Genomic DNA, 19,607 nt, shown 5'->3' on the forward strand with positions numbered 1-19,607 from the left:
TTACAGGACTCCGTAATGGGAAGCAGGAATAGAAGGGCGCTGCAATTCTTCAATGCAGTGCTGGCGCAGATTGCTTATAAAATTGGTTGCTACAGACCCACTGGCAGAAAGGGTTAACTCACCATCACGGCGGGTTTTAATGGTTAACCCTTCATTTTCGATAGCAGGTAAAAGAACATGCAAAATGAAACTATATTGATCACGTCTGGTCATAATCTCTTCCTCAAAAAAAGAATGAGTTGAACCGCCGCCCCTTAATAAATAGGCGGAGAAAACAGAGTTGATTTTTTAAAACCGAATTACTTAATTAGCTTTTTAAATAATTCAGCCAGTGTACGCAGGAAGCCTTTATTTATTTTTTGGGTATAAATAAACGGTTTATTTTTACCTTTGATAAATTGAACCTTCACCGGTTCGGGCTTAAAAAATCTTCCGTCCGGAGTTTCCAGCCAGCCGCGTGAGTTTTTGAAGTGTGTGACCTGGCACCCGTGCTTAAGCAGGCTTGCCAGTGATGGGCCTTCATCGTGCATTACTGCCCCCTTGCTTATACATCTGATCAACCGTGTGCATAGCTTCCGCTAAAGCAAAGTCACGCCCGTAATAATCGCCATTACTGGAAATACAATAAGAGTGCTTAAACGTAAAAGGATTACGTGGGCATTTCTGAATAGTGAAGCCACGATATAAATACGAGTGACAACTTAACTGTATTAATTGCACAGCCACAAAAGCCCCCTCACATTCCCAATTTAAGTAATTCACCATCAACATGGCGGGCCACATCTTTGGTTATTTTCTTAATCAACTTTTTATCCCTGATCATGAACTCGCCGCTATTGGTGCGAATCATGAAGCCCGTTTGCATATTTTTTAAATGGGTGTCCAGAATGTCGTTGCATTCACGCACCCGGTTTTCGCGGTTGGCTGTTGTCTGGCTCATCGCGATAACCTCAAAGACCGATCCACAACAACCACGCGTCGCGCTGCTCTCTCGGACGGTTGTAGTAGGCGTCACGCATTGCGCGGTTGAACTCAGGGATATAGATCCAATTCTCAGCACGGGCGCCCAGGCTTTCCGGGTTCTTCCACGGGATGATCGGCAACTTACCGTCTTCAATCATGCTCTTAACTGTGGCGGGCTTCTTACCGATCAATTCGGCAAATTTTGGGTATGGAACCGCGTCAACAGCGTGACGCACTTCAATGAACCCCTCTAACTCTTTGTCTGTCATAGTGTTTCACCTCTCATTGAAGATAGGCCGGGATTTTTAGCCACGCCCGGCGCGTGGTATTCTGGTGTTTCCACACAACCAGAAAGGAGATTTTTATGTCTCAGAAAGAAGTACCTATCTACATTCCTGCTGAACTTGAGTACCTCGTTGCTAATGATCTGGCTTGCTTACGCTTCCACTACCACTTAGCTTCACCTACAAAACTGCCCGAAGCTGGTGAGCTGTTTACTGGTTTAACCGTTGAGCAAGCGAAAGACACCGTAACCTTCCTTCAGCAATACATTGCTAAAGCTGAACTTGCCGCTTCACTGGTCCCGAAGCGGAGCCACTAGTTTTAACCGTCCCCGCATAACGTCCATTTGGGAAATAACTACGGCGGAATTCAGCAACATGGATTCCGTCACTTCTGTTGTCCTGCTCAAGTCTTCCACTCATTTGTGCTAATCTCCGCATTAGCGCTAGGCGCTTATTTCGGCTTGTAACTGCTTATATTGGCGGTTGCCTTTTCGTTGCAATGGTATCAATTGAGACCTACTAAGGAGAAGAATATGGTATCAAATGAGACCCAGTCAAGCGGGATTGGGGAAAAAATACGAGCAATTAGGGATGCAGAGGGGCTATCCAGAACTCAATTCTTTGAATTGACTGGTATTCCGGCAGGCACTCAAAAGCATTACGAGATGGGGAGAAGAGAAGGCGTTGGTAGTGAAATATTGTTGAAGATCACACAACATCCCCGTTTTGCAAAATATACGCTCTGGCTAATGACTGATAAGACCGCCCCTCAAGCTGGTCAAATCGCACCGGCCCTCGCACACATTGGGCCAGAGTTAACTGGATCAGACCACTCAGAGACACAAACTGGTTAACCATTTATAAACATTACATTTTCACTATCTGTTACCAGGATGGGGAAATAAACGCCGGAGGGCTTTCTTATGTCGATTAAGAAGCTCGAAGGTGGTCAATATGAAGTAGACGTGTGGCCTCGCGGGCGTAATGGAAAACGCATCCGCAGGAGATTTGAGAAGAAACAAGAGGCGGTTCTTTTTGAGCGTTATGTATTGGCTAACGCCGATAAAAAAGAATGGCTTGGTGCGAGCGTAGATCGCCGCACGTTAAGCGAGTTGTTAGATACCTGGTGGCTGCTATATGGACAGACTCAGGAAAATGGCGAGATAGAAAAGCGGCACCTGAAAAAGACTATCAGGGCGCTGGGAGATCCAGCAGTTAACCGGCTTGATAAGCGCACTATTGCCCGGCACCGCAGCCAACGGCTGGATGACGGGATCAGCGCCGCCACGATCAACCGGGATATATATCGTTTTTCCGGCATGTTCAGCACGTTGATTAAGCTGGATGAGTTCAGCAAGGAAAACCCTTGCAAGGGACTGGAACCGCTCAAAGAAACGCCGCCAGCTATGACCTATCTCGCCAAATCAGAGATCAGCAGGCTGCTGGATACCCTGACCGGCGATGATCGCCGTGTAGCGCTGTTATGTCTTAGCACTGGCGCGCGTTGGGGAGAGGGCAGCACGCTGCGAGGTGAGCAGGTTAACCATGGGCGTGTGACGTTCCTCAAAACCAAAAACGGGAAAAAGCGAACGGTTCCAATATCGGCAGAGCTGGAGAAGGAGATCAAGACCAGTGACACCGGGCCGCTGTTCAAAGTTGATTATGAAAACTTCTGCGAACGGCTCAGGCAGGTTAAACCAGACTTGCCACGCGGACAGGCTACGCATGTGCTCCGGCACACGTTCGCGAGCTGGTTCATGATGAACGGGGGCAACATTATCGCGTTACAACAGATCCTTGGTCATGCGAGCATTCAGCAAACGATGGTTTATGCTCACCTTGCCCCTGATTATCTGCGACACGCGGTGACGTTAAACCCACTTGGCGGAGGGTTGGCGGTGTGACAATGTTGTCTACATCTTGTCTACACCCGTAACGCTATACCCTTCTTGTAACTGCTTATGGCTGTTGCAAGGAGGATTGATTTATAAGGGATTTTTTCTAAGTACCTGATAAAAAAAACCCCCACATAATGTGGGGGAAGACAGGGATGGTGTCTATGGCAAGGAAAAACAGGGATCTTACTCGGTCGTGCTGGTACTACTCGTCTTCTGGGCAGAAGGGGGTTGTAAACCAGAAAGCTGCGCTTGCATCTCTTTCATGCGTTGCTCGTGCTTCCTGTTAAGTACATCTTTTTGCTCGGGAGACAGAAGATTAAACATCTGGTTGCGGATGCGGGCCATTTCGACCTGGCGGTCCACTTGTTCCTGAGCCATTAATTCGGCTTGAGCCCTTACAGCGGCCTGATTAAATTTTTCAGCGGTCACCAGCCTGTGCATAGTTTCCATCTGTTCTACATTTACATGAGGCAAATCTTTACGGGCCTGATGCATTAGGTCGCGCATTTGTTGGCGCTGTTGCTCGGTCAGATTCACACCATCAAACAGTGTGTTGCGTTCCTGAGGCTTATCCAACAACGTGCTATCATGTTCTGCTGGCATCGCCGACACTGGTTTTGCGCCATCTGCTAAAACGACACCTGAACTCAGCGTCAGAAGCGTGGCCAAACCAATTGAAGCTGCCTTAAACATCACATACTCCTAAAGTCTTTATCGCTCATCGCGAATCATTGAAAAGCAGTCTAAACCTGCTGCTGCAAACAAGCGTCAGTGCTTGTAAAAGTACGTAAAGTCATGGAATAGCGGCAATTGATGACGTATTTTGCGTCTAGAGGTAAATACAATGAATAAAATTTTGTTAGTTGATGATGACCGTGAACTGACTTCACTTTTGAAAGAATTACTCGAAATGGAAGGCTTTAATGTTGTGGTGGCTTACGACGGTGAGCAGGCATTAGAGAAAATCGATAATACCATCGATCTTCTGTTACTTGACGTGATGATGCCGAAGAAGAACGGCATTGAAACCCTTAAAGAATTACGCCAGCGCCACCAGACGCCAGTGATTATGTTAACCGCTCGCGGCAGTGAATTAGACCGTGTTCTCGGCCTCGAACTGGGTGCCGATGACTATCTGCCAAAACCGTTTAACGACCGTGAACTGGTTGCGCGCATCCGCGCCATGTTGCGCCGTTCCAACTGGAGCGAACAGCAGCAAACCAATGAAAATAATGGCTCGCCAACGCTGGAAGTCGACGGGCTGCAACTTAACCCCGGCCGCCAGGAAGCCAGTTTTAACGGTGAAGCGCTGGATCTCACCGGGACTGAATTTACCCTGCTGTATTTACTGGCAAAGCATCTCGGACAGGTCGTTTCACGCGAGCATCTGAGCCAGGAAGTACTGGGCAAACGTCTGACGCCGTTTGACCGTGCCATCGATATGCATATTTCTAATTTGCGCCGTAAATTGCCCGACCGTCAGGACGGACATCCGTGGTTTAAAACCTTGCGCGGACGCGGTTATCTGATGGTTTCTGCTTCATGATAAACAGCCTTACGGCGCGCATCTTTGCCATTTTTTGGTTCACATTAGCGCTGGTGCTGATGTTGGTATTGATGGTGCCGAAACTCGATTCTCGCCAGATTACGCCGTTGCTCGATAACGAACAGCGGCAAGGCCTGATGATTGAACAACATGTCGAAGCCGAACTCGCCACGGATCCGGCTAATGACCTGATGTGGTGGCGCAGGCTGTTTCGCGCGATCGATAAGTGGGCTCCGCCGGGCCAGCGCCTGTTGCTGGTCACCAGCGAAGGCCGCGTCATCGGTGCGCAGCGCAATGAAATGCAGATCGTGCGTAACTTCATCGGGCAGTCTGACAACTCCGATCGTCCGAAGAAAAAGAAATATGGCCGCGTTGAAATGGTGGGGCCATTTTCTGTTCGTGACGGCGAGGACAACTATCAGCTTTACCTGATGCGTCCGGCCAGCAGCTCTCAGTCTGATTTTATCAATCTGATGTTTGACCGCCCGCTTCTTTTGCTCATCGTCACAATGCTCATCAGCGCTCCGCTTCTGCTCTGGCTGGCATGGAGTCTGGCGAAACCTGCACGTAAGTTGAAAAACGCCGCAGATGACGTTGCACGGGGAAATCTCAAACAACATCCGGAACTCGAAGCCGGACCGCAGGAGTTCCTCGCGACTGGCGCCAGTTTCAACCAGATGGTCAGCGCGCTCGAACGCATGGTGACCGCGCAACAACGGCTGATTTCGGATATCTCGCATGAACTCCGTACACCGCTGACGCGACTTCAGCTGGCAACCGCGCTGATGCGTCGTCGCCACGGTGAAGGCAAAGAGTTGCAGCGCATCGAGAATGAGGCGCAGCGTCTGGACGGTATGATCAATGACCTGCTGGTGTTATCGCGCAGTCAGCACAAAAATGAGCTGTCGCGGGAAACCCTGAAGGCCAACGAATTGTGGGCTGGCGTGATTGATGATGCACAGTTTGAAGCTGAGCAGATGGGCAAAACCCTTGAGGTGACCTCGCCTCCGGGCCCGTGGAAACTCATCGGCAATGCGGCAGCGCTCGACAGCGCACTGGAAAACATTGTGCGCAACGCCCTGCGCTATTCACATCATCACATCGCGCTGAACTTCGCTCACGACAACGAAGGTATCACCATTACCGTGGATGACGACGGCCCAGGTGTCAGTGAAGAAGATCGCGAACAGATTTTCCGTCCGTTCTACCGGACTGATGAGGCTCGCGATCGTGAATCAGGCGGAACTGGCCTCGGGCTGGCGATTGTGGATACCGCCGTTCAGCAGCACAGAGGTAAGGTTAAAGCCGAAGATAGCCCGCTGGGTGGCCTTCGCCTGATTATCTGGCTGCCGCTGCACCAGCGTTGAGTTTCTGCTATTCTGCGTCCCTCTATCAGGGGGACGCATGCTTAACATCGTTTTATTTGAACCAGAAATCCCGCCAAATACCGGCAATATTATCCGTTTGTGTGCCAACACCGGATGTCAGCTTCACCTCATCGAACCGCTGGGTTTCGGCTGGGACGATAAGCGCCTGCGCCGTGCCGGGCTCGATTATCACGAATTCGCTCACATCAAACATCACCCAAACTACGACGCTTTTCTCAGCAGCGAAAATCCGCAGCGTCTGTTCGCTTTGACCACCAAAGGCACGCCCGCTCACAGCGGCGTCAGCTATCAGGATAATGATTTTTTGCTGTTCGGCCCGGAAACGCGCGGCCTGCCCGCTACAATCCTGGATGCACTGCCTGCCAGACATAAAATCCGTATTCCGATGCTCGCAGAAAGCCGCAGCATGAACTTGTCGAATGCTGTTTCTGTGGTGGTTTACGAGGCCTGGCGCCAGCTGGGATATCCGGGTGCTTTACTCAAAGAGTAAACCGGAAGAGAAAAAATGAAATGAACCATGGCATGCAAGAACATGCCATCGGAAATCTGTCAGATACCGTCGCCAAATTCAAAACCCTGCGCGATACCGTTGAAATGCTGATCCATATCCATTGAAGGTCGTTCGCTTTCTGGCCGCCCGACGATGCGTGCAGGAACGCCTGCCGCCGTGGTGTGCGCCGGAACAGATTGCAATACCACAGAACCCGCCCCGATTTTTGCCCCTGCACCCACTTCGATATTGCCGAGAATTTTCGCGCCCGCGCCAATCATCACGCCTTCACGAATTTTCGGATGGCGATCGCCGACCGTTTTGCCCGTCCCCCCAAGCGTGACCGATTGCAGAATCGATACATCGTTTTCAACCACGGCGGTTTCACCGATGACAATCCCGGTGGCGTGGTCAAACATGATGCCGCAACCAATACGCGCCGCCGGGTGAATATCCACGCCGAAGGAGACAGAAATCTGGTTCTGGAAATAAATCGCCAGCGCTTTGCGATCCTGCTTCCACAACCAGTTACCGATGCGGTAAGCCTGAAGCGCATGAAAACCCTTGAGGTAAAGCAATGGCGTGGAGAATTTGTCGACCGCTGCATCACGCTGATGTACCGCCAGAATATCGCGGGCAGCGGAGAGGATCATTTGCTCGTCATTGCGGTAGGCTTCTTCGACCACTTCACGAATCGCCATCGCCGGCATGATTGGGTTGCCCAGCTTGTTAGCCAGAATGTAGCTCAGCGCGCTGCCCAGTGTTTCATGTTTGAGTAACGTCGCGTGGAAAAAGCTGGCCAGCATCGGTTCACACTCAGCCAGTGCTCTCGCCTCTGATTTAATGTTATTCCAGACCAGTTCTAATTCTTCTAGCGACATCACTTTTCCTTACGACTTAGCAGGTTTTGATAATAAAAAGCCGCCCTGTCGGGAAACCCAACAAGGTGGCTATGCTTCATGTCGCCTTTCAGTGGCTGTGTTTTTCGTCCTTGCTCGCACGGGCAAGCAGACTGATGGCCGCTTCACGGGCATCTTTACCGCAGTACAACACCTGGTAAATCTGTTCCGTAATAGGCATCTCAACGTTATTACGCTGAGCCAGCGCCCGTACTTCTTTCGTGTTGCGATAGCCTTCAACAACCTGACCGATAGTGTCCTGAGCAGTCTGAACATCTTTGCCCTGTCCCAGCATAATGCCGAAACGACGGTTACGTGACTGATTGTCTGTGCAGGTTAACACCAAATCGCCCAGCCCCGCCATGCCCATAAATGTCGCAGGATCAGCACCCAGTGCGGAGCCCAGACGGGTCATTTCGGCCAGACCACGGGTGATCAGCGCAGTTCGGGCATTCGCACCGAAGCCAATCCCATCGGACATACCGGCACCAATAGCGATGACGTTTTTAATCGCGCCGCCAAGCTGTACTCCGATAAAATCAGGATTGCTGTAAACCCGGAAACTCTTGCCGCAATGCAGCAACTGCTGAAGATCTTCAGCGAAGCTCGCATCGGTGGCAGCCAGCGAAATCGCTGTCGGCATCCCGGCAGCCAGCTCCTTGGCAAACGTCGGCCCGGATACTACGGCCAGCGGAATGGCATCACCCAGCTCTTCACGCGCGACATCCTGCAACAAACGTCCGGTTTCCGCCTCAAGCCCTTTCGTCGCCCACACTACGCGCGCATCGGCCCGCAAATGCGGTTTCAGCTGACGCAATACGTCGCCAAATACATGGCTCGGCACGACAACCAGCACATTACGGCTGGCCGCTAACGCGACAGACAGATTGGTTTCGAGCAGCAGATTATCGGGGAACGGAACATCAGGAAGGAATTCCTGATTACAACGGGCTTGTTGTAAGGCATTGATGTGGTCGGGATTGTGTCCCCAGAGCACAACGGGATGACCATTTCTGGCGAGAGTAATCGCTAAAGCGGTGCCGTAAGATCCGGCACCGATAACAGTCATTGACGCATTGACGGTTTTCATCAGGCATCCTGATGCGGTTCAGCACCTTCGCCTTCAGCTTGCTGTTGCAGATAGTTCATGAACAGAGCGTCGAAGTTAACAGGTGCCAGGTTCAGTTGCGGGAAGGTACCGCGTGAAACCAGGCTGGTGATGCACTCACGCGCATACGGGAACAGGATGTTCGGGCAGTACGCACCCAGGCAATGTGCCATCTGGTTGCCATCGATACCGGAGATAGTGAAGATACCACCCTGTTGAACTTCGCACAGGAATGCAGTTTCGTCACCCAGTGAAGAAGTTACGGTCACACGCAAGACGACTTCGTATACGCCTTCAGCGAGCTGGCTGGAAGCCGTATCAAGATCCAGTTTCACTTCCGGCTGCCAGTCCTGCTGGAAAACCTGAGGAGCATTTGGCGCTTCGAAAGAAATATCTTTGGTGTAAATACGTTGGATCTGGAAAGCCATCTCTGTGTTGTTTTGTTCTGACATGTGAGTAGTACCCTCGGGTTAATAGTCCTTTTAAACACTTAATGAAATTACGCGGCTTGCGGCATTAACCCAGTAACGGGTCAAGGCCACCACGCGCATCAAGTGCATGTAAATCATCGCAACCGCCCACGTGCTGCCCGTCGATAAAAATCTGAGGAACAGTCGAACGACCGCTGCGGGCGATCATTTTTTCACGCGTATCTGCGTCACCATCAATAGCGATTTCATCAAATGAAGCGCCTTTGCTATTGAGCAGGGCTTTCGCACGATGGCAGTAAGGACAGGTTGCCTTGGTATAGATTTCAATTTTAGCCATGGGTTCCACCTCTGGGTCGTAGATTTTAGTGCCGTTGCGACGGGGTCTGAATCTTACTTACCGCGAACTAAAGGCAGGTTTTCACCGCTCCAGCCGCTGATACCTTCTTTCAACGTGAAAACACGTTCGAAACCTGCTGCGATCAGGCCTTCTGCCGCCGTGCGGGAAGTCTGGCCGGTGGCACAGACAACGATAACCGGTTGCGCTTTGTGCTTGCTCAGTTCGCCCAGATTATTGTTTTTAATGTCTGCACTCAGCACATTTTGGGATTCTGCGATGTGGCCTTTGCGGAATTCTTCACGCGCGCGAACATCGACAACAACAGCATCTTCTTTGTTGATCAGGCGGGTAGCTTCGCCACGCGTGATCTCTTTCACTTTAGAAAAACGTGTTTTAAAGGTGGTCACAATTACTGCAATCAGTAACGCAACCCACGCCAGGCTGAGAACCGGATGCGCACTGATGAATGGCATAATATCTTGCATGGGGTGTAGCAACTCCCGTCAGTTGGGGGAAAATTCAAGGCTTCAGAGTATACCTGCGCGTCGGCGCAAATACAGCCAGTATGCACGGGCTAATGCCACAAACTGCGGCACATCCCGAAAAATTAACACGCCTTTATGCCGAAAGTTAACTCCCGCCGCGCTCCATCTTTGATCTCCCACGGCTATTCCCCTTTCAGCGCTGGGGTAAAATCAGCCCGCTTAAATGCACTTAGCCACGCCTGTTTTTTCACATCGAGCTGGCGAGCCTATTGAGCATTTCATCTTTCAAATTGAGGTCAATTGACATGTCGAGCAATAAAAAACCGATGGTTCTGGTTATTCTTGATGGCTACGGATTTCGCGAAGAACAACAAGATAACGCGATTCTGAATGCAAAAACCCCGGTCATGGATAAGCTGTGGGCGACTCAGCCTCACACCCTGATTGCTGCGTCAGGCCTTGACGTAGGCTTGCCTGATGGTCAGATGGGCAACTCCGAAGTGGGCCATGTTAATTTAGGCGCAGGCCGTATCGTTTATCAGGATCTCACCCGCCTTGATAAAGAAATCAAAGAAGACGACTTCTTTAATAATAGCGTACTGACCGGCGCGGTTGATCGCGCAATCAGCGCGGGCAAAGCCGTTCACATTATGGGTCTGCTTTCCGCGGGTGGCGTTCACAGCCACGAAGATCACATTATGGCGATGGTCGAACTGGCTCACCGCCGTGGCGCAAAAGCCATATATCTGCACGCATTCCTGGATGGCCGCGACACGCCTCCGCGCAGCGCTGAAGCCGCGTTAAAACGTTTCTCAGAGAAGTTTGCAGAAATCGGTACCGGACGCATCGCATCTATCGTCGGTCGTTATTATTCAATGGACCGCGACAACCGCTGGGATCGTGTGCAACTGGCTTATGACCTGATGTCTCAGGCCAAAGGCGCATTCACCGCAGATAACGCTCTGGCAGGCTTACAGGCCGCTTACGCCCGTGACGAAAATGATGAGTTCGTGAAACCGACTGTGTTGCAGGCTGCCGGCGAAGAAACCGCGGCAATCAATGACGGCGACGCGATGATCTTCATGAACTTCCGGGCTGACCGTGCGCGTGAAATCACCCGGGCCTTCATCAACACCGACTTCGACGGTTTTGCCCGCGAAAAAGTGATCAGCTTCGGCGATTTCATCATGCTGACGGAATACGCCGCTGATATTAAAGCTGCATGCGCGTATCCGCCTGCATCATTGAAAAACACGCTGGGCGAATGGCTGATGGCGCATAAGAAAACTCAGCTTCGTATCTCCGAAACTGAGAAATATGCGCACGTAACCTTCTTCTTCAATGGCGGCATGGAAGATGCGTTTGAAGGTGAAGACCGCATACTGGTGAAATCACCAAATGTCGCGACCTATGACCTGCAACCGGAAATGAGTTCAGCAGAACTGACCGATAAATTGCTGGGTGCGATCGCCAGTGGCAAATATGACGCGATTATCTGTAACTACCCGAACGGCGATATGGTCGGACATACCGGCGTTTATGATGCTGCCGTCAACGCAGTTGAAGCACTGGATCATTGTGTTGCCCAGGTTGTGGATGCCGTGAAAGCCGCCGGTGGCCAGCTGCTGATCACCGCCGACCACGGTAACGCGGAACAGATGCGTGACCCGGCAACCGGCCAGGCGCACACAGCACATACCAGTCTGCCGGTTCCGCTGATTTACGTGGGTGGCAACGCGCAAGCAATCGAAGGCGGGAAATTGTCTGATATTGCGCCGACCATGCTCTCCCTGATGGGGATGGAAATCCCGGCCGAAATGAGCGGCAAACCGCTGTTTATCGCGCGTTAATTTCCGTTAAGAAAGCGAATTTAAGGCGTATCAGCGCAGGCTGGTACGCTTTTTTTGTTTGTGCATCAGCCGGTTGATTAGTGTTACGATAAGATAAGGGACAGCCATATTGTCTATCATCCACGGTCGACAAGCGGAAAAAAGTTTGAGCAAATTCATTCATTTCAGCCTGATGAGAACCCGCCTTTCCGCTCAGGACAAGGCCGTATCTGCCTTCCCATCTCCAGCCTTATTACTTTGCGCTTCATTGTTAACCCTCTCCGTGAGTGTGCACGCTGACGAAAACAAAGATCAGCTCAAAACCATTCAGCAGAACATTGCGGAAAAAGAGAAAAGCGTAAAGCAGCAGAAACAGCAGCGCGGAACGTTGCTGCAACAGTTGCAGGCTCAGGAAAAAACCATTGCTTCAGCCAGCACTCAGTTGCGCGGGACACAGTCGACACTGGCGACGCTGAACAAAGATATCGCCGGGCTGAATGCCTCTATCGATAAATTGCAAAAACAGCAGAAAACGCAGGAAGCTATACTTGCAAAGCAGCTGGATGCCGCATTCCGAATCGGCCAGCATAAAGGCCTGCAACTGCTGTTAAGCGGTGAAGAGACCGAGCGCAGCGAACGCATCATGGCCTATTTTGGCTATCTGAATGAAGCCCGCCAGAAAACCATCGAAGAACTCAAACAAACGCGTACAAAACTGGCAGAACAGCGGGTTTCCCTGCAATCGAAAGAAACTCAGCAAAAAAGCCTGTTAGGCGAGCAGCAGGCGCAGCAACAAAAACTTGAGCAGGCTCGTTCGGCGCGAAAACAAACGCTGACGGCGCTGGAATCCTCGTTACAAAAAGATGAGCAAAGCCTGACAGAGTTGCGCGCCAACGAAGCCAGTTTGCAGAATAAAATTGCCGCCGCTGAACGTGCAGCAAAAGCCCGCGCCGAGAAGGAAGCGCGCGAAGCCGCCGCCGTCCGGGCGAAAGAACAGCAGGCGAAGAAAACTGGCACCACCTATAAACCGACCCAAAGTGAGCAATCACTGATGGCGCGTACCGGCGGCCTGGGAAGACCATCCGGACAGAATATGTGGCCGGTTAACGGTTCGTTGATACATCGCTTCGGCGAACAATTACAGGGTGAACTACGCTGGAAAGGCATTGTCATTTCAGCTCGCGAAGGCAGTGATGTCCGGGCTATCGCCGACGGACGTGTCATTCTGGCGGACTGGTTACAAGGCTACGGTCTGGTTGTGGTTATCGACCACGGCAAGGGTGATATGAGTCTGTACGGTTACAACCAGGACGCACTGGTCAGCGTCGGCGATCAGGTGAGAACCGGTCAGGCCATCGCGAAAGTGGGAAACAGTGGCGGACAAGGCCAGCCATCGCTGTATTTTGAAATTCGTCGTCAGGGCCAGGCAGTCAATCCACAGCCGTGGTTGGGAAGATAGCATTGCGATATAAAAAGTCCGTTTTAGCTGCCCTTTGTGGTACTGCGTTTTTCGTTTGTCAGGTTCAGGCAGCGAAATTATCCATCCTGATTGATGACTTTGGTTATCGCCAGCATGAGGAAAACCAGGTACTTCAGATGCCTAAAGCGGTATCGGTCGCGATTTTCCCCAATGCGCCAGATTCGCAAATGATGATGAACAAGGCACATCAGCAGGGCCGCGAAATTCTGATCCACCTGCCGATGGCGCCGCTCAGTAAGCAGCCACTGGAAAGAAATACGCTGACACCGTCCATGAGTGCCGCAGAGGTGAAGCGTATTGTCGATCAGGCCATCAGTAACATCCCGTACGCGATTGGTATCAACAATCATATGGGTAGCGCAATGACCTCAAGCCTGACGGGGATGGAAAACGTCATGCAGGCGATGAATGCTCATAACCTGTTCTTTCTCGACAGCATGACCATCGGCAACACGCAGTCCATGAAAGCCGCTCAAGGCACCCGCGTGAAAGTCATCAAGCGCAATGTCTTTTTAGATGATGTGCAAAATGAAGCCGAAATCCGCCGCCAGTTCGAGCGCGCGATTCAGTTAGCCCGCAAAAATGGTTATGCCATTGCCATCGGCCACCCGCATCCGACGACGGTAAAAGTGCTGCAACAAATGCTGCCAAATTTACCGTCAGATATTGTGCTGGTGCGCCCAAGTGATTTGTTAGATGAAGCCCAGCGCAGCGCGCCTTCGGGCAAACCGGTGAATATCCCGTCTGCCAAACCATCACGCAAAGGCATCAGCCAGTGCAAGATCAAACATCCTGTCCAACCCGTTTACGCCGGTAGCCTGTTTAACGTCGTGGGAGAAAGCCTGCAATCGCTGCCAGCCATTCATTTCGTAGAGCGGCAATATGGGGTTTTGGTCGGCTTTGTTGAGAAACCAACCGCTGCGCCGGTGGTAGCAGAGCCAACTATTGCGCCTCAAAAATAACACTTCAGGGCCTCTTTGACACAAGAGGCCCCGCACATCAGTACGACCAACCCATACTACCAGTCCAAAATCACTTTTCCTGAGTGGCCGGACCGCATTGCATCAAACCCTTTCTGGAATTCATCTATCGGGAAATGGTGAGTAATCAACGGCGTGAGATCTAACCCTGACTGAATTAGCGCCGCCATTTTGTACCAGGTTTCAAACATTTCCCGGCCATAGATCCCTTTGATAAACAGCCCCTTGAAAATCACCTGATTCCAGTCGATGGCCATTTCTGTGGAAGGAATGCCGAGCATGGCAATCCGTCCGCCATGATTCATGGCACTGAGCATGCTGCGAAACGCCGCCGGTGCGCCGGACATTTCCAGTCCGACGTCAAACCCTTCTGTCATTGCGAGTTCTTCCATGACGTCCGGCAGGCTTTGCTGACTGACATTGACCGCCCTTGTCACGCCCATTTTTCGCGCCAGCTCCAGCCGGTATTCATTCATGTCGGTGATCACCACATGGCGCGCGCCGACGTGTTTGCAAATCGCGGCGGCCATAATCCCAATAGGACCGGCACCGCTTATCAGCACATCTTCACCGACGAGATCAAAAGACAGCGCAGTATGCACCGCGTTGCCCAGCGGGTCGAAAATAGCCGCCAGATCATCAGAAATATTGTCCGGAATTTTGAACGCATTGAATGCAGGCAAAACCAGATATTCCGCGAAAGCGCCCGGACGGTTGACCCCGACGCCCTGCGCATTTCGGCATAAGTGCGTGCGACCGCCCCGGCAGTTACGGCAATGCCCGCAGGTGATATGGCCTTCACCGGAAACCCGATCGCCGATGCTGAAGCCTTTAACTTCCTGGCCAATGCCGACAACTTCGCCAACGTATTCATGCCCTACCACCATCGGCACGGGGATCGTTTTCTGCGACCATGCATCCCAGTTATAAATATGGACATCCGTTCCGCAGATAGCGGTTTTGCGGATTTTGATCAGCAAATCGTTATGGCCCATTTCCGGTACCGGCGCATCCGTCATCCAGATGCCTTCTTCACGTTTGAGTTTTGCTAAGGCTTTCATGAAAACTCCTCAGGCGATCACGCCAAGTTTTTTGCCAATACGGGTAAAGGCTTCAACCGCCTTTTCGATTTGTTCCGTGCTGTGCGCCGCAGACATCTGAGTACGGATACGCGCCTGCCCTTGCGGCACTACCGGATAAAAGAAACCGGTGACATAGATGCCTTCCTGCTGCAAAAGCGCGGCAAATTCTTGCGCTAAACGGGCTTCGCCGAGCATGACAGGAATGATGGCGTGATCGGCGCCGGCCAGCGTGAAGCCTGCTGCGGTCATTTTTTCACGGAACAGTTTGGCATTACTGAGCAACCGTTCGCGCAGTTCACTGCCTTCCTCGAGCATGGAGAGGACTTTCAGGGAGGCGGAAACAATCGAAGGCGCTAAAGAATTGGAGAAAAGATAAGGACGTGAACGCTGGCGTAACCAGTCAATGACTTCCTGACGTGCTGCGGTATAACCGCCGGAAGCGCCGCCCAGCGCTTTGCCGAGCGTACCGGTGATGATATCTACCCGCCCCATCACGTCACAATATTCATGAGTACCGCGTCCTTCGGTACCGACAAAACCGACAGCATGGGAATCGTCGACCATAACCAGCGCATCAAAACGTTCCGCCAGATCGCAAACACCTTTCAGGTTAGCAATTACACCATCCATGGAAAATACGCCGTCGGTTGCGACCAGAATATGCCGGGCACCGTCATCTTTCGCCTGCTGTAAGCGGGCTTCAAGTTCGTCCATATTATTGTTGGCATAGCGATAGCGTTTCGCTTTGCACAACCGGACGCCATCGATTATTGATGCTGGGTTAAGCGCATCCGAAATAATGGCGTCTTCCTCACCCAGCAGCGTTTCGAATAAACCACCATTAGCATCAAAACAGGAGGAATAGAGGATTGCGTCGTCCATACCGAGAAAATCAGCCAGACGATGTTCGAGTGCTTTATGAGTATCTTGTGTACCGCAGATAAAACGCACCGACGCCATACCAAAACCATGGCTGTCGAGCCCCTCTTTCGCGGCCCGGATCAGCTCCGGATGATTCGCTAATCCAAGATAGTTATTCGCACAGAAATTGATGACCGGCTTACCGCCCGCGACAGACACTTCGGCTTGCTGAGGCGTCGTTAAAATGCGTTCTTCTTTAAACAATCCTTCAGCACGCGCCTGATCAAGCTGGTCTTCCAACTGCCGATAAAACGAAACAGACATACAGTATTCTCCTGAAATGACTCATTCACGGAATACATTACTAATCTGGATATGAAATAACGATGGAACTGCTCACAATATCTTTGTTTTGCAGCATAGTTCACGCCTTACGGTCTGAAACACAAGAATGCGTGTTATCGGACACCTTCCCAATGTGAGCTTCATAATGAAGTGTTATGATATTACCCAATTACAGGCTGCGCATGGTGCGCGGTTCTTAAAATGATTAAAGGTGGATCCCATGATTATCGTCACTGGCGGTGCTGGTTTTATCGGCAGCAATATTATTAAATCGCTCAATGATATGGGATACCGCGATATTTTGGTGGTTGATAACCTGAAAGACGGCACCAAATTCGTCAATCTGGTTGATCTGGATATTGCGGATTATTGTGACAAAGAAGATTTTATTGCCAGCATCGTAGCAGGCGACGATTTGGGTGATATTGACGCCATTTTCCACGAAGGCGCCTGTTCGTCCACCACCGAGTGGGACGGCAAATACATGATGGATAACAACTATCAGTATTCAAAAGATATCCTGCACTATTGCCTGGATCGCAGCATTCCTTTCCTTTACGCCTCTTCTGCCGCCACTTATGGCAGCCAGAGCACCAGCTTTGTAGAAGACCGTAAATACGAACAACCGCTGAACGTCTACGGTTACTCCAAGTTCCTGTTTGACCAGTATGTTCGCGAAATCCTGCCTCATGCGGATTCACAAATTTGTGGTTTCCGTTACTTCAACGTCTACGGGCCGCGTGAAGGCCATAAAGGCAGTATGGCCAGCGTTGCGTTCCACCTGAACAATCAGATCAAAGCCGGTGAAAATCCGAAATTGTTCTCAGGCAGCGAAGGTTTCAAACGCGATTTCATCTACGTGGGTGACGTAGCCGCCGTGAACCTGTGGTTCTGGCAGAACGGTGTTTCCGGTATTTTCAACTGCGGGACGGGCCGTTCAGAATCCTTCCAGGCCGTTGCGGATGCCGTCGTTGCTTACCACAAATCTGGCGATATCGAATACATTCCTTTCCCGGAAAAACTGAAAGGCCGTTATCAGTCCTTTACACAGGCCGATATGACCGCGCTGCGTAACGCCGGTTACGACAAACCGTTCAAAACGGTTGCTGAAGGCGTAACGGAATACATGAGCTGGCTTAACCGCACAGTATAAGTCCGCTGATTGAGGAATGGATTAACGGTATGAAAATACTGGTAATTGGGCCGTCATGGGTCGGTGACATGATGATGTCACAAAGTCTCTACCGCACGCTGAAAGCAGCGCATCCGGAAGCGCAAATCGACGTGATGGCACCTGCATGGTGCCGTCCTTTACTCGACCGGATGCCGGAGGTGCGTCAGGCTCTGCCGATGCCGTTAGGCCACGGTGCTCTGGAACTCGGTGAGCGTCGCCGTCTGGGCATTTCACTTCGTGGCGAACAATATCAGCGCGCCTTCGTGCTACCTAACTCGTTCAAATCAGCGCTGGTTCCGTTCTTTGCCCGCATTCCTCAGCGTACCGGCTGGCGTGGCGAAATGCGTTATGGCCTGCTCAATGACCTGCGTGTTCTCGATAAAGCCGCCTTTCCTCTGATGGTTCAGCGCTATGCCGCGCTGGGCTACGACGCGCAACAAATCCGCACCGCTGCCGACCTGCCGCAGCCGATTCTCTGGCCGAAATTACAGGTGTCAGAAGCGGAAGTGGCGGCGGTTAAAATCTCATTTGCCGTCAGCGATAACAGGCCGCTTGTGGGCTTTTGTCCGGGTGCAGAATTTGGCCCGGCAAAGCGCTGGCCGCACTATCATTACGCCGCTCTTGCCGAAAAACTGATTGGCGAAGGCCAGCAGGTGGTGCTCTTTGGTTCTGCGAAAGACCATCAGGCGGGCGAACAAATACGCCAGTCTCTGACGGAAGGCGCCCAGCCTTTCTGCCTGAATCTGGCGGGTAAAACGTCGCTGGATCAGGCTGTTGTAATGATTGCCGCCTGTCAGGCCGTCGTCAGCAATGACTCAGGGCTGATGCATGTAGCGGCCGCGCTGGATAAACCGCTGGTTGCTCTGTACGGGCCGAGCAGCCCGGATTTCACCCCGCCTCTCAGTCATCGGGCCAAAGTTATCCGCCTCATCACCGGCTATCATAAAGTCCGCAAAGGCGATGCCGAAGAAGGCTATCACCAGAGTCTGATCGATATTCAGCCAGAACAGGTCTATCAGGAATTAAGTCAGCTACTGAATTCGGGGAAGGAGCAGTAATGCGGGTTCTCATCGTCAAAACATCGTCAATGGGTGACGTCCTGCATACTCTCCCGGCACTGACGGATGCCATGCAGGCTATCCCTGGGATCCGGTTTGACTGGGTCGTGGAGGAAGGTTTCACTCAAATTCCCGGATGGCATCCGGCGGTAGACCGCGTTATCCCGGTAGCCATCCGGCGCTGGCGCAAAAACTGGTTTGGTTCCGAAACCCGCCAGCAACGTTGTGATTTCAAACGTGAAGTGCAGTCACGAACTTACGATGCCGTCATCGACGCACAAGGCCTGATCAAAAGCGCGGCACTGATTACCCGTGTCGCAAAAGGCGAAAAGCACGGTCAGGATTGCAAAAGTGCCCGCGAGCCTTTTGCCAGCTGGTTTTACAATCAACGTCACGAGATCGATAAAAAACAGCATGCTGTCGAACGCACCCGTGAGCTTTTCGCAAAAAGTCTGGGCTATCAAAAGCCGGCGACTCAGGGCGACTACGCCATCGCCGCACGCTTCCTTTCACATCCATCGCAAGATGCTGGTCAGTATCTGGTCTTCCTTCACGCCACTACTCGCGCTGATAAACACTGGCCTGAAGAGCACTGGCGCGAACTGATTGGCGTGCTTAGTACGCAGAATATCCGTATCAAACTGCCGTGGGGCGCGGAACACGAATATCAGCGTGCGCTGCGACTTGCAGAAGGTTTCCCTTTCGTTGAAGTATTACCCAAATTAAGCCTGCAAAATGTGGCCGAAGTGTTGGCAGGGGCAAAGGCTGTCGTTTCAGTCGATACCGGCCTGAGTCATCTGACTGCCGCACTGGATCGCCCAAATATCACGCTTTACGGCCCGACAGATCCTGGGCTGATCGGGGGATATGGGAAGAATCAGTTTATTTGCCGCCCGCTATCCGGGAATCAAATGGCGGACATTCTTCCTGAACAGGTAAAAACACTGCTCGATAAGGAGGCCGGTTAAT

25 protein-coding genes are annotated in these 19,607 nt (G+C 51.6%); 12 read left to right on the forward strand and 13 right to left on the reverse strand.

The window, feature by feature from the left end:
* The 5 genes from J8X26_RS02955 to J8X26_RS02975 all read right to left on the reverse strand — a co-directional run bounded on the left by J8X26_RS02955 (position 1) and on the right by J8X26_RS02975 (position 1,232).
* The gene (locus tag J8X26_RS02955) at positions 1 to 213 is read right to left on the reverse strand and encodes a hypothetical protein (RefSeq protein WP_084832535.1); all 213 of its coding nucleotides are present in this window, start codon (positions 211 to 213) and stop codon (positions 1 to 3) included.
* A gap of 86 nt (positions 214 to 299) precedes the next feature.
* On the reverse strand, positions 300 to 530 hold the full coding sequence (locus J8X26_RS02960) for a phage filamentation protein Fil family protein (protein ID WP_208950118.1): 231 nt from the start codon (positions 528 to 530) through the stop codon (positions 300 to 302).
* Complete coding sequence (locus J8X26_RS02965; RefSeq protein ID WP_208950119.1) at positions 520 to 726, reverse strand: DUF4761 family protein; 207 nt, start codon at positions 724 to 726, stop codon at positions 520 to 522. Before J8X26_RS02965 ends, J8X26_RS02960 begins: the two co-directional genes overlap by 11 nt.
* A gap of 10 nt (positions 727 to 736) precedes the next feature.
* Positions 737 to 940, reverse strand: coding sequence for a hypothetical protein (locus J8X26_RS02970; protein WP_208950120.1), 204 nt, complete (start codon positions 938 to 940; stop codon positions 737 to 739).
* Positions 941 to 950: 10 nt separating this feature from the next.
* A complete protein-coding gene (locus J8X26_RS02975; RefSeq protein ID WP_000130011.1) occupies positions 951 to 1,232 on the reverse strand; it encodes a Cox family DNA-binding protein in 282 nt (93 codons plus the stop codon).
* Positions 1,233 to 1,327: 95 nt separating this feature from the next.
* Between J8X26_RS02975 and J8X26_RS02980 the strand changes: the two genes are divergently transcribed.
* The 3 genes from J8X26_RS02980 to J8X26_RS02990 all read left to right on the forward strand — a co-directional run bounded on the left by J8X26_RS02980 (position 1,328) and on the right by J8X26_RS02990 (position 3,151).
* Positions 1,328 to 1,564: a hypothetical protein gene (locus J8X26_RS02980; protein ID WP_208950121.1), complete on the forward strand. Its 237-nt coding sequence runs from the start codon at positions 1,328 to 1,330 to the stop codon at positions 1,562 to 1,564.
* A 216-nt stretch (positions 1,565 to 1,780) separates the two neighbouring features.
* Positions 1,781 to 2,101 carry a DNA-binding transcriptional regulator gene (locus tag J8X26_RS02985; RefSeq protein ID WP_148407425.1) on the forward strand — a complete coding sequence of 107 codons (321 nt, stop codon included), beginning with the start codon at positions 1,781 to 1,783 and terminating at the stop codon, positions 2,099 to 2,101.
* 69 nt (positions 2,102 to 2,170) lie between these two features.
* Positions 2,171 to 3,151: a tyrosine-type recombinase/integrase gene (locus J8X26_RS02990; protein ID WP_208950122.1), complete on the forward strand. Its 981-nt coding sequence runs from the start codon at positions 2,171 to 2,173 to the stop codon at positions 3,149 to 3,151.
* 177 nt (positions 3,152 to 3,328) lie between these two features.
* Here J8X26_RS02990 and cpxP read toward each other — a convergent pair whose 3' ends face one another.
* Positions 3,329 to 3,838, reverse strand: a complete 510-nt coding sequence (gene cpxP, locus J8X26_RS02995) for a cell-envelope stress modulator CpxP (protein ID WP_152325015.1) — start codon at positions 3,836 to 3,838, stop codon at positions 3,329 to 3,331.
* Between the two features lie 151 nt (positions 3,839 to 3,989).
* Between cpxP and cpxR the strand changes: the two genes are divergently transcribed.
* Genes cpxR through trmL form a run of 3 tightly spaced genes read left to right on the forward strand, consistent with a single transcriptional unit; the run spans position 3,990 to position 6,569 of the window.
* Positions 3,990 to 4,691, forward strand: coding sequence for an envelope stress response regulator transcription factor CpxR (gene cpxR, locus J8X26_RS03000; protein ID WP_013577597.1), 702 nt, complete (start codon positions 3,990 to 3,992; stop codon positions 4,689 to 4,691).
* Positions 4,688 to 6,058, forward strand: a complete 1,371-nt coding sequence (gene cpxA / locus J8X26_RS03005; protein ID WP_152325014.1) for an envelope stress sensor histidine kinase CpxA — start codon at positions 4,688 to 4,690, stop codon at positions 6,056 to 6,058. Before cpxR ends, cpxA begins: the two co-directional genes overlap by 4 nt.
* Positions 6,059 to 6,095: 37 nt before the next feature.
* Complete coding sequence (gene trmL / locus J8X26_RS03010; protein WP_152325013.1) at positions 6,096 to 6,569, forward strand: tRNA (uridine(34)/cytosine(34)/5-carboxymethylaminomethyluridine(34)-2'-O)-methyltransferase TrmL; 474 nt, start codon at positions 6,096 to 6,098, stop codon at positions 6,567 to 6,569.
* A gap of 59 nt (positions 6,570 to 6,628) precedes the next feature.
* Here the strand turns inward: trmL and cysE are convergent, their stop codons facing one another.
* From cysE to J8X26_RS03035, 5 genes are all read right to left on the reverse strand, one after another.
* On the reverse strand, positions 6,629 to 7,450 hold the full coding sequence (cysE, locus tag J8X26_RS03015) for a serine O-acetyltransferase (protein WP_101079904.1): 822 nt from the start codon (positions 7,448 to 7,450) through the stop codon (positions 6,629 to 6,631).
* Between the two features lie 88 nt (positions 7,451 to 7,538).
* On the reverse strand, positions 7,539 to 8,558 hold the full coding sequence (gene gpsA / locus J8X26_RS03020) for an NAD(P)H-dependent glycerol-3-phosphate dehydrogenase (protein ID WP_152325012.1): 1,020 nt from the start codon (positions 8,556 to 8,558) through the stop codon (positions 7,539 to 7,541).
* Positions 8,558 to 9,028 carry a protein-export chaperone SecB gene (secB, locus tag J8X26_RS03025; protein ID WP_013577602.1) on the reverse strand — a complete coding sequence of 157 codons (471 nt, stop codon included), beginning with the start codon at positions 9,026 to 9,028 and terminating at the stop codon, positions 8,558 to 8,560. Before secB ends, gpsA begins: the two co-directional genes overlap by 1 nt.
* A 64-nt stretch (positions 9,029 to 9,092) precedes the next feature.
* A complete protein-coding gene (gene grxC / locus J8X26_RS03030; RefSeq protein ID WP_101079906.1) occupies positions 9,093 to 9,344 on the reverse strand; it encodes a glutaredoxin 3 in 252 nt (83 codons plus the stop codon).
* Between the two features lie 53 nt (positions 9,345 to 9,397).
* Complete coding sequence (locus tag J8X26_RS03035) at positions 9,398 to 9,829, reverse strand: rhodanese-like domain-containing protein (protein ID WP_152325009.1); 432 nt, start codon at positions 9,827 to 9,829, stop codon at positions 9,398 to 9,400.
* A 305-nt stretch (positions 9,830 to 10,134) separates the two neighbouring features.
* On the opposite strand from J8X26_RS03035, the gene gpmM reads away from it, so the two are divergent.
* The 3 genes from gpmM to J8X26_RS03050 all read left to right on the forward strand — a co-directional run bounded on the left by gpmM (position 10,135) and on the right by J8X26_RS03050 (position 14,100).
* A complete protein-coding gene (gene gpmM / locus J8X26_RS03040) occupies positions 10,135 to 11,679 on the forward strand; it encodes a 2,3-bisphosphoglycerate-independent phosphoglycerate mutase (protein WP_208950123.1) in 1,545 nt (514 codons plus the stop codon).
* A gap of 172 nt (positions 11,680 to 11,851) precedes the next feature.
* A complete protein-coding gene (gene envC / locus J8X26_RS03045) occupies positions 11,852 to 13,117 on the forward strand; it encodes a murein hydrolase activator EnvC (protein ID WP_206739029.1) in 1,266 nt (421 codons plus the stop codon).
* 2 nt (positions 13,118 to 13,119) lie between these two features.
* The gene (locus tag J8X26_RS03050) at positions 13,120 to 14,100 is read left to right on the forward strand and encodes a divergent polysaccharide deacetylase family protein (protein ID WP_208950124.1); all 981 of its coding nucleotides are present in this window, start codon (positions 13,120 to 13,122) and stop codon (positions 14,098 to 14,100) included.
* 56 nt (positions 14,101 to 14,156) lie between these two features.
* On the opposite strand, the gene tdh is transcribed toward J8X26_RS03050, so the two are convergent.
* Together tdh and kbl are read right to left on the reverse strand one after the other, a co-directional pair.
* Positions 14,157 to 15,179 (reverse strand): L-threonine 3-dehydrogenase, encoded by a 1,023-nt coding sequence (gene tdh, locus J8X26_RS03055; RefSeq protein WP_208950125.1) that lies wholly within the window; start codon positions 15,177 to 15,179, stop codon positions 14,157 to 14,159.
* A 9-nt stretch (positions 15,180 to 15,188) separates the two neighbouring features.
* A complete protein-coding gene (gene kbl, locus J8X26_RS03060; protein WP_208950126.1) occupies positions 15,189 to 16,385 on the reverse strand; it encodes a glycine C-acetyltransferase in 1,197 nt (398 codons plus the stop codon).
* Positions 16,386 to 16,626: 241 nt separating this feature from the next.
* Here kbl and rfaD point away from each other — a divergent pair, with 241 nt between their 5' ends.
* The 3 genes from rfaD to rfaC are packed head-to-tail and all read left to right on the forward strand — an operon-like array spanning position 16,627 to position 19,606.
* Positions 16,627 to 17,559: an ADP-glyceromanno-heptose 6-epimerase gene (gene rfaD / locus J8X26_RS03065; protein WP_101079915.1), complete on the forward strand. Its 933-nt coding sequence runs from the start codon at positions 16,627 to 16,629 to the stop codon at positions 17,557 to 17,559.
* 29 nt (positions 17,560 to 17,588) lie between these two features.
* Positions 17,589 to 18,638 (forward strand): ADP-heptose--LPS heptosyltransferase RfaF, encoded by a 1,050-nt coding sequence (gene rfaF / locus J8X26_RS03070; protein WP_208950127.1) that lies wholly within the window; start codon positions 17,589 to 17,591, stop codon positions 18,636 to 18,638.
* Positions 18,638 to 19,606, forward strand: coding sequence for a lipopolysaccharide heptosyltransferase RfaC (rfaC, locus tag J8X26_RS03075; RefSeq protein ID WP_208950128.1), 969 nt, complete (start codon positions 18,638 to 18,640; stop codon positions 19,604 to 19,606). The genes rfaF and rfaC overlap by 1 nt, the downstream gene beginning before the upstream one ends.
* Position 19,607 lies beyond the last annotated feature (1 nt).

This window comes from Rahnella sp. ChDrAdgB13 (genome assembly GCF_017655185.1).
Classification (GTDB): domain Bacteria; phylum Pseudomonadota; class Gammaproteobacteria; order Enterobacterales; family Enterobacteriaceae; genus Rahnella; species Rahnella contaminans.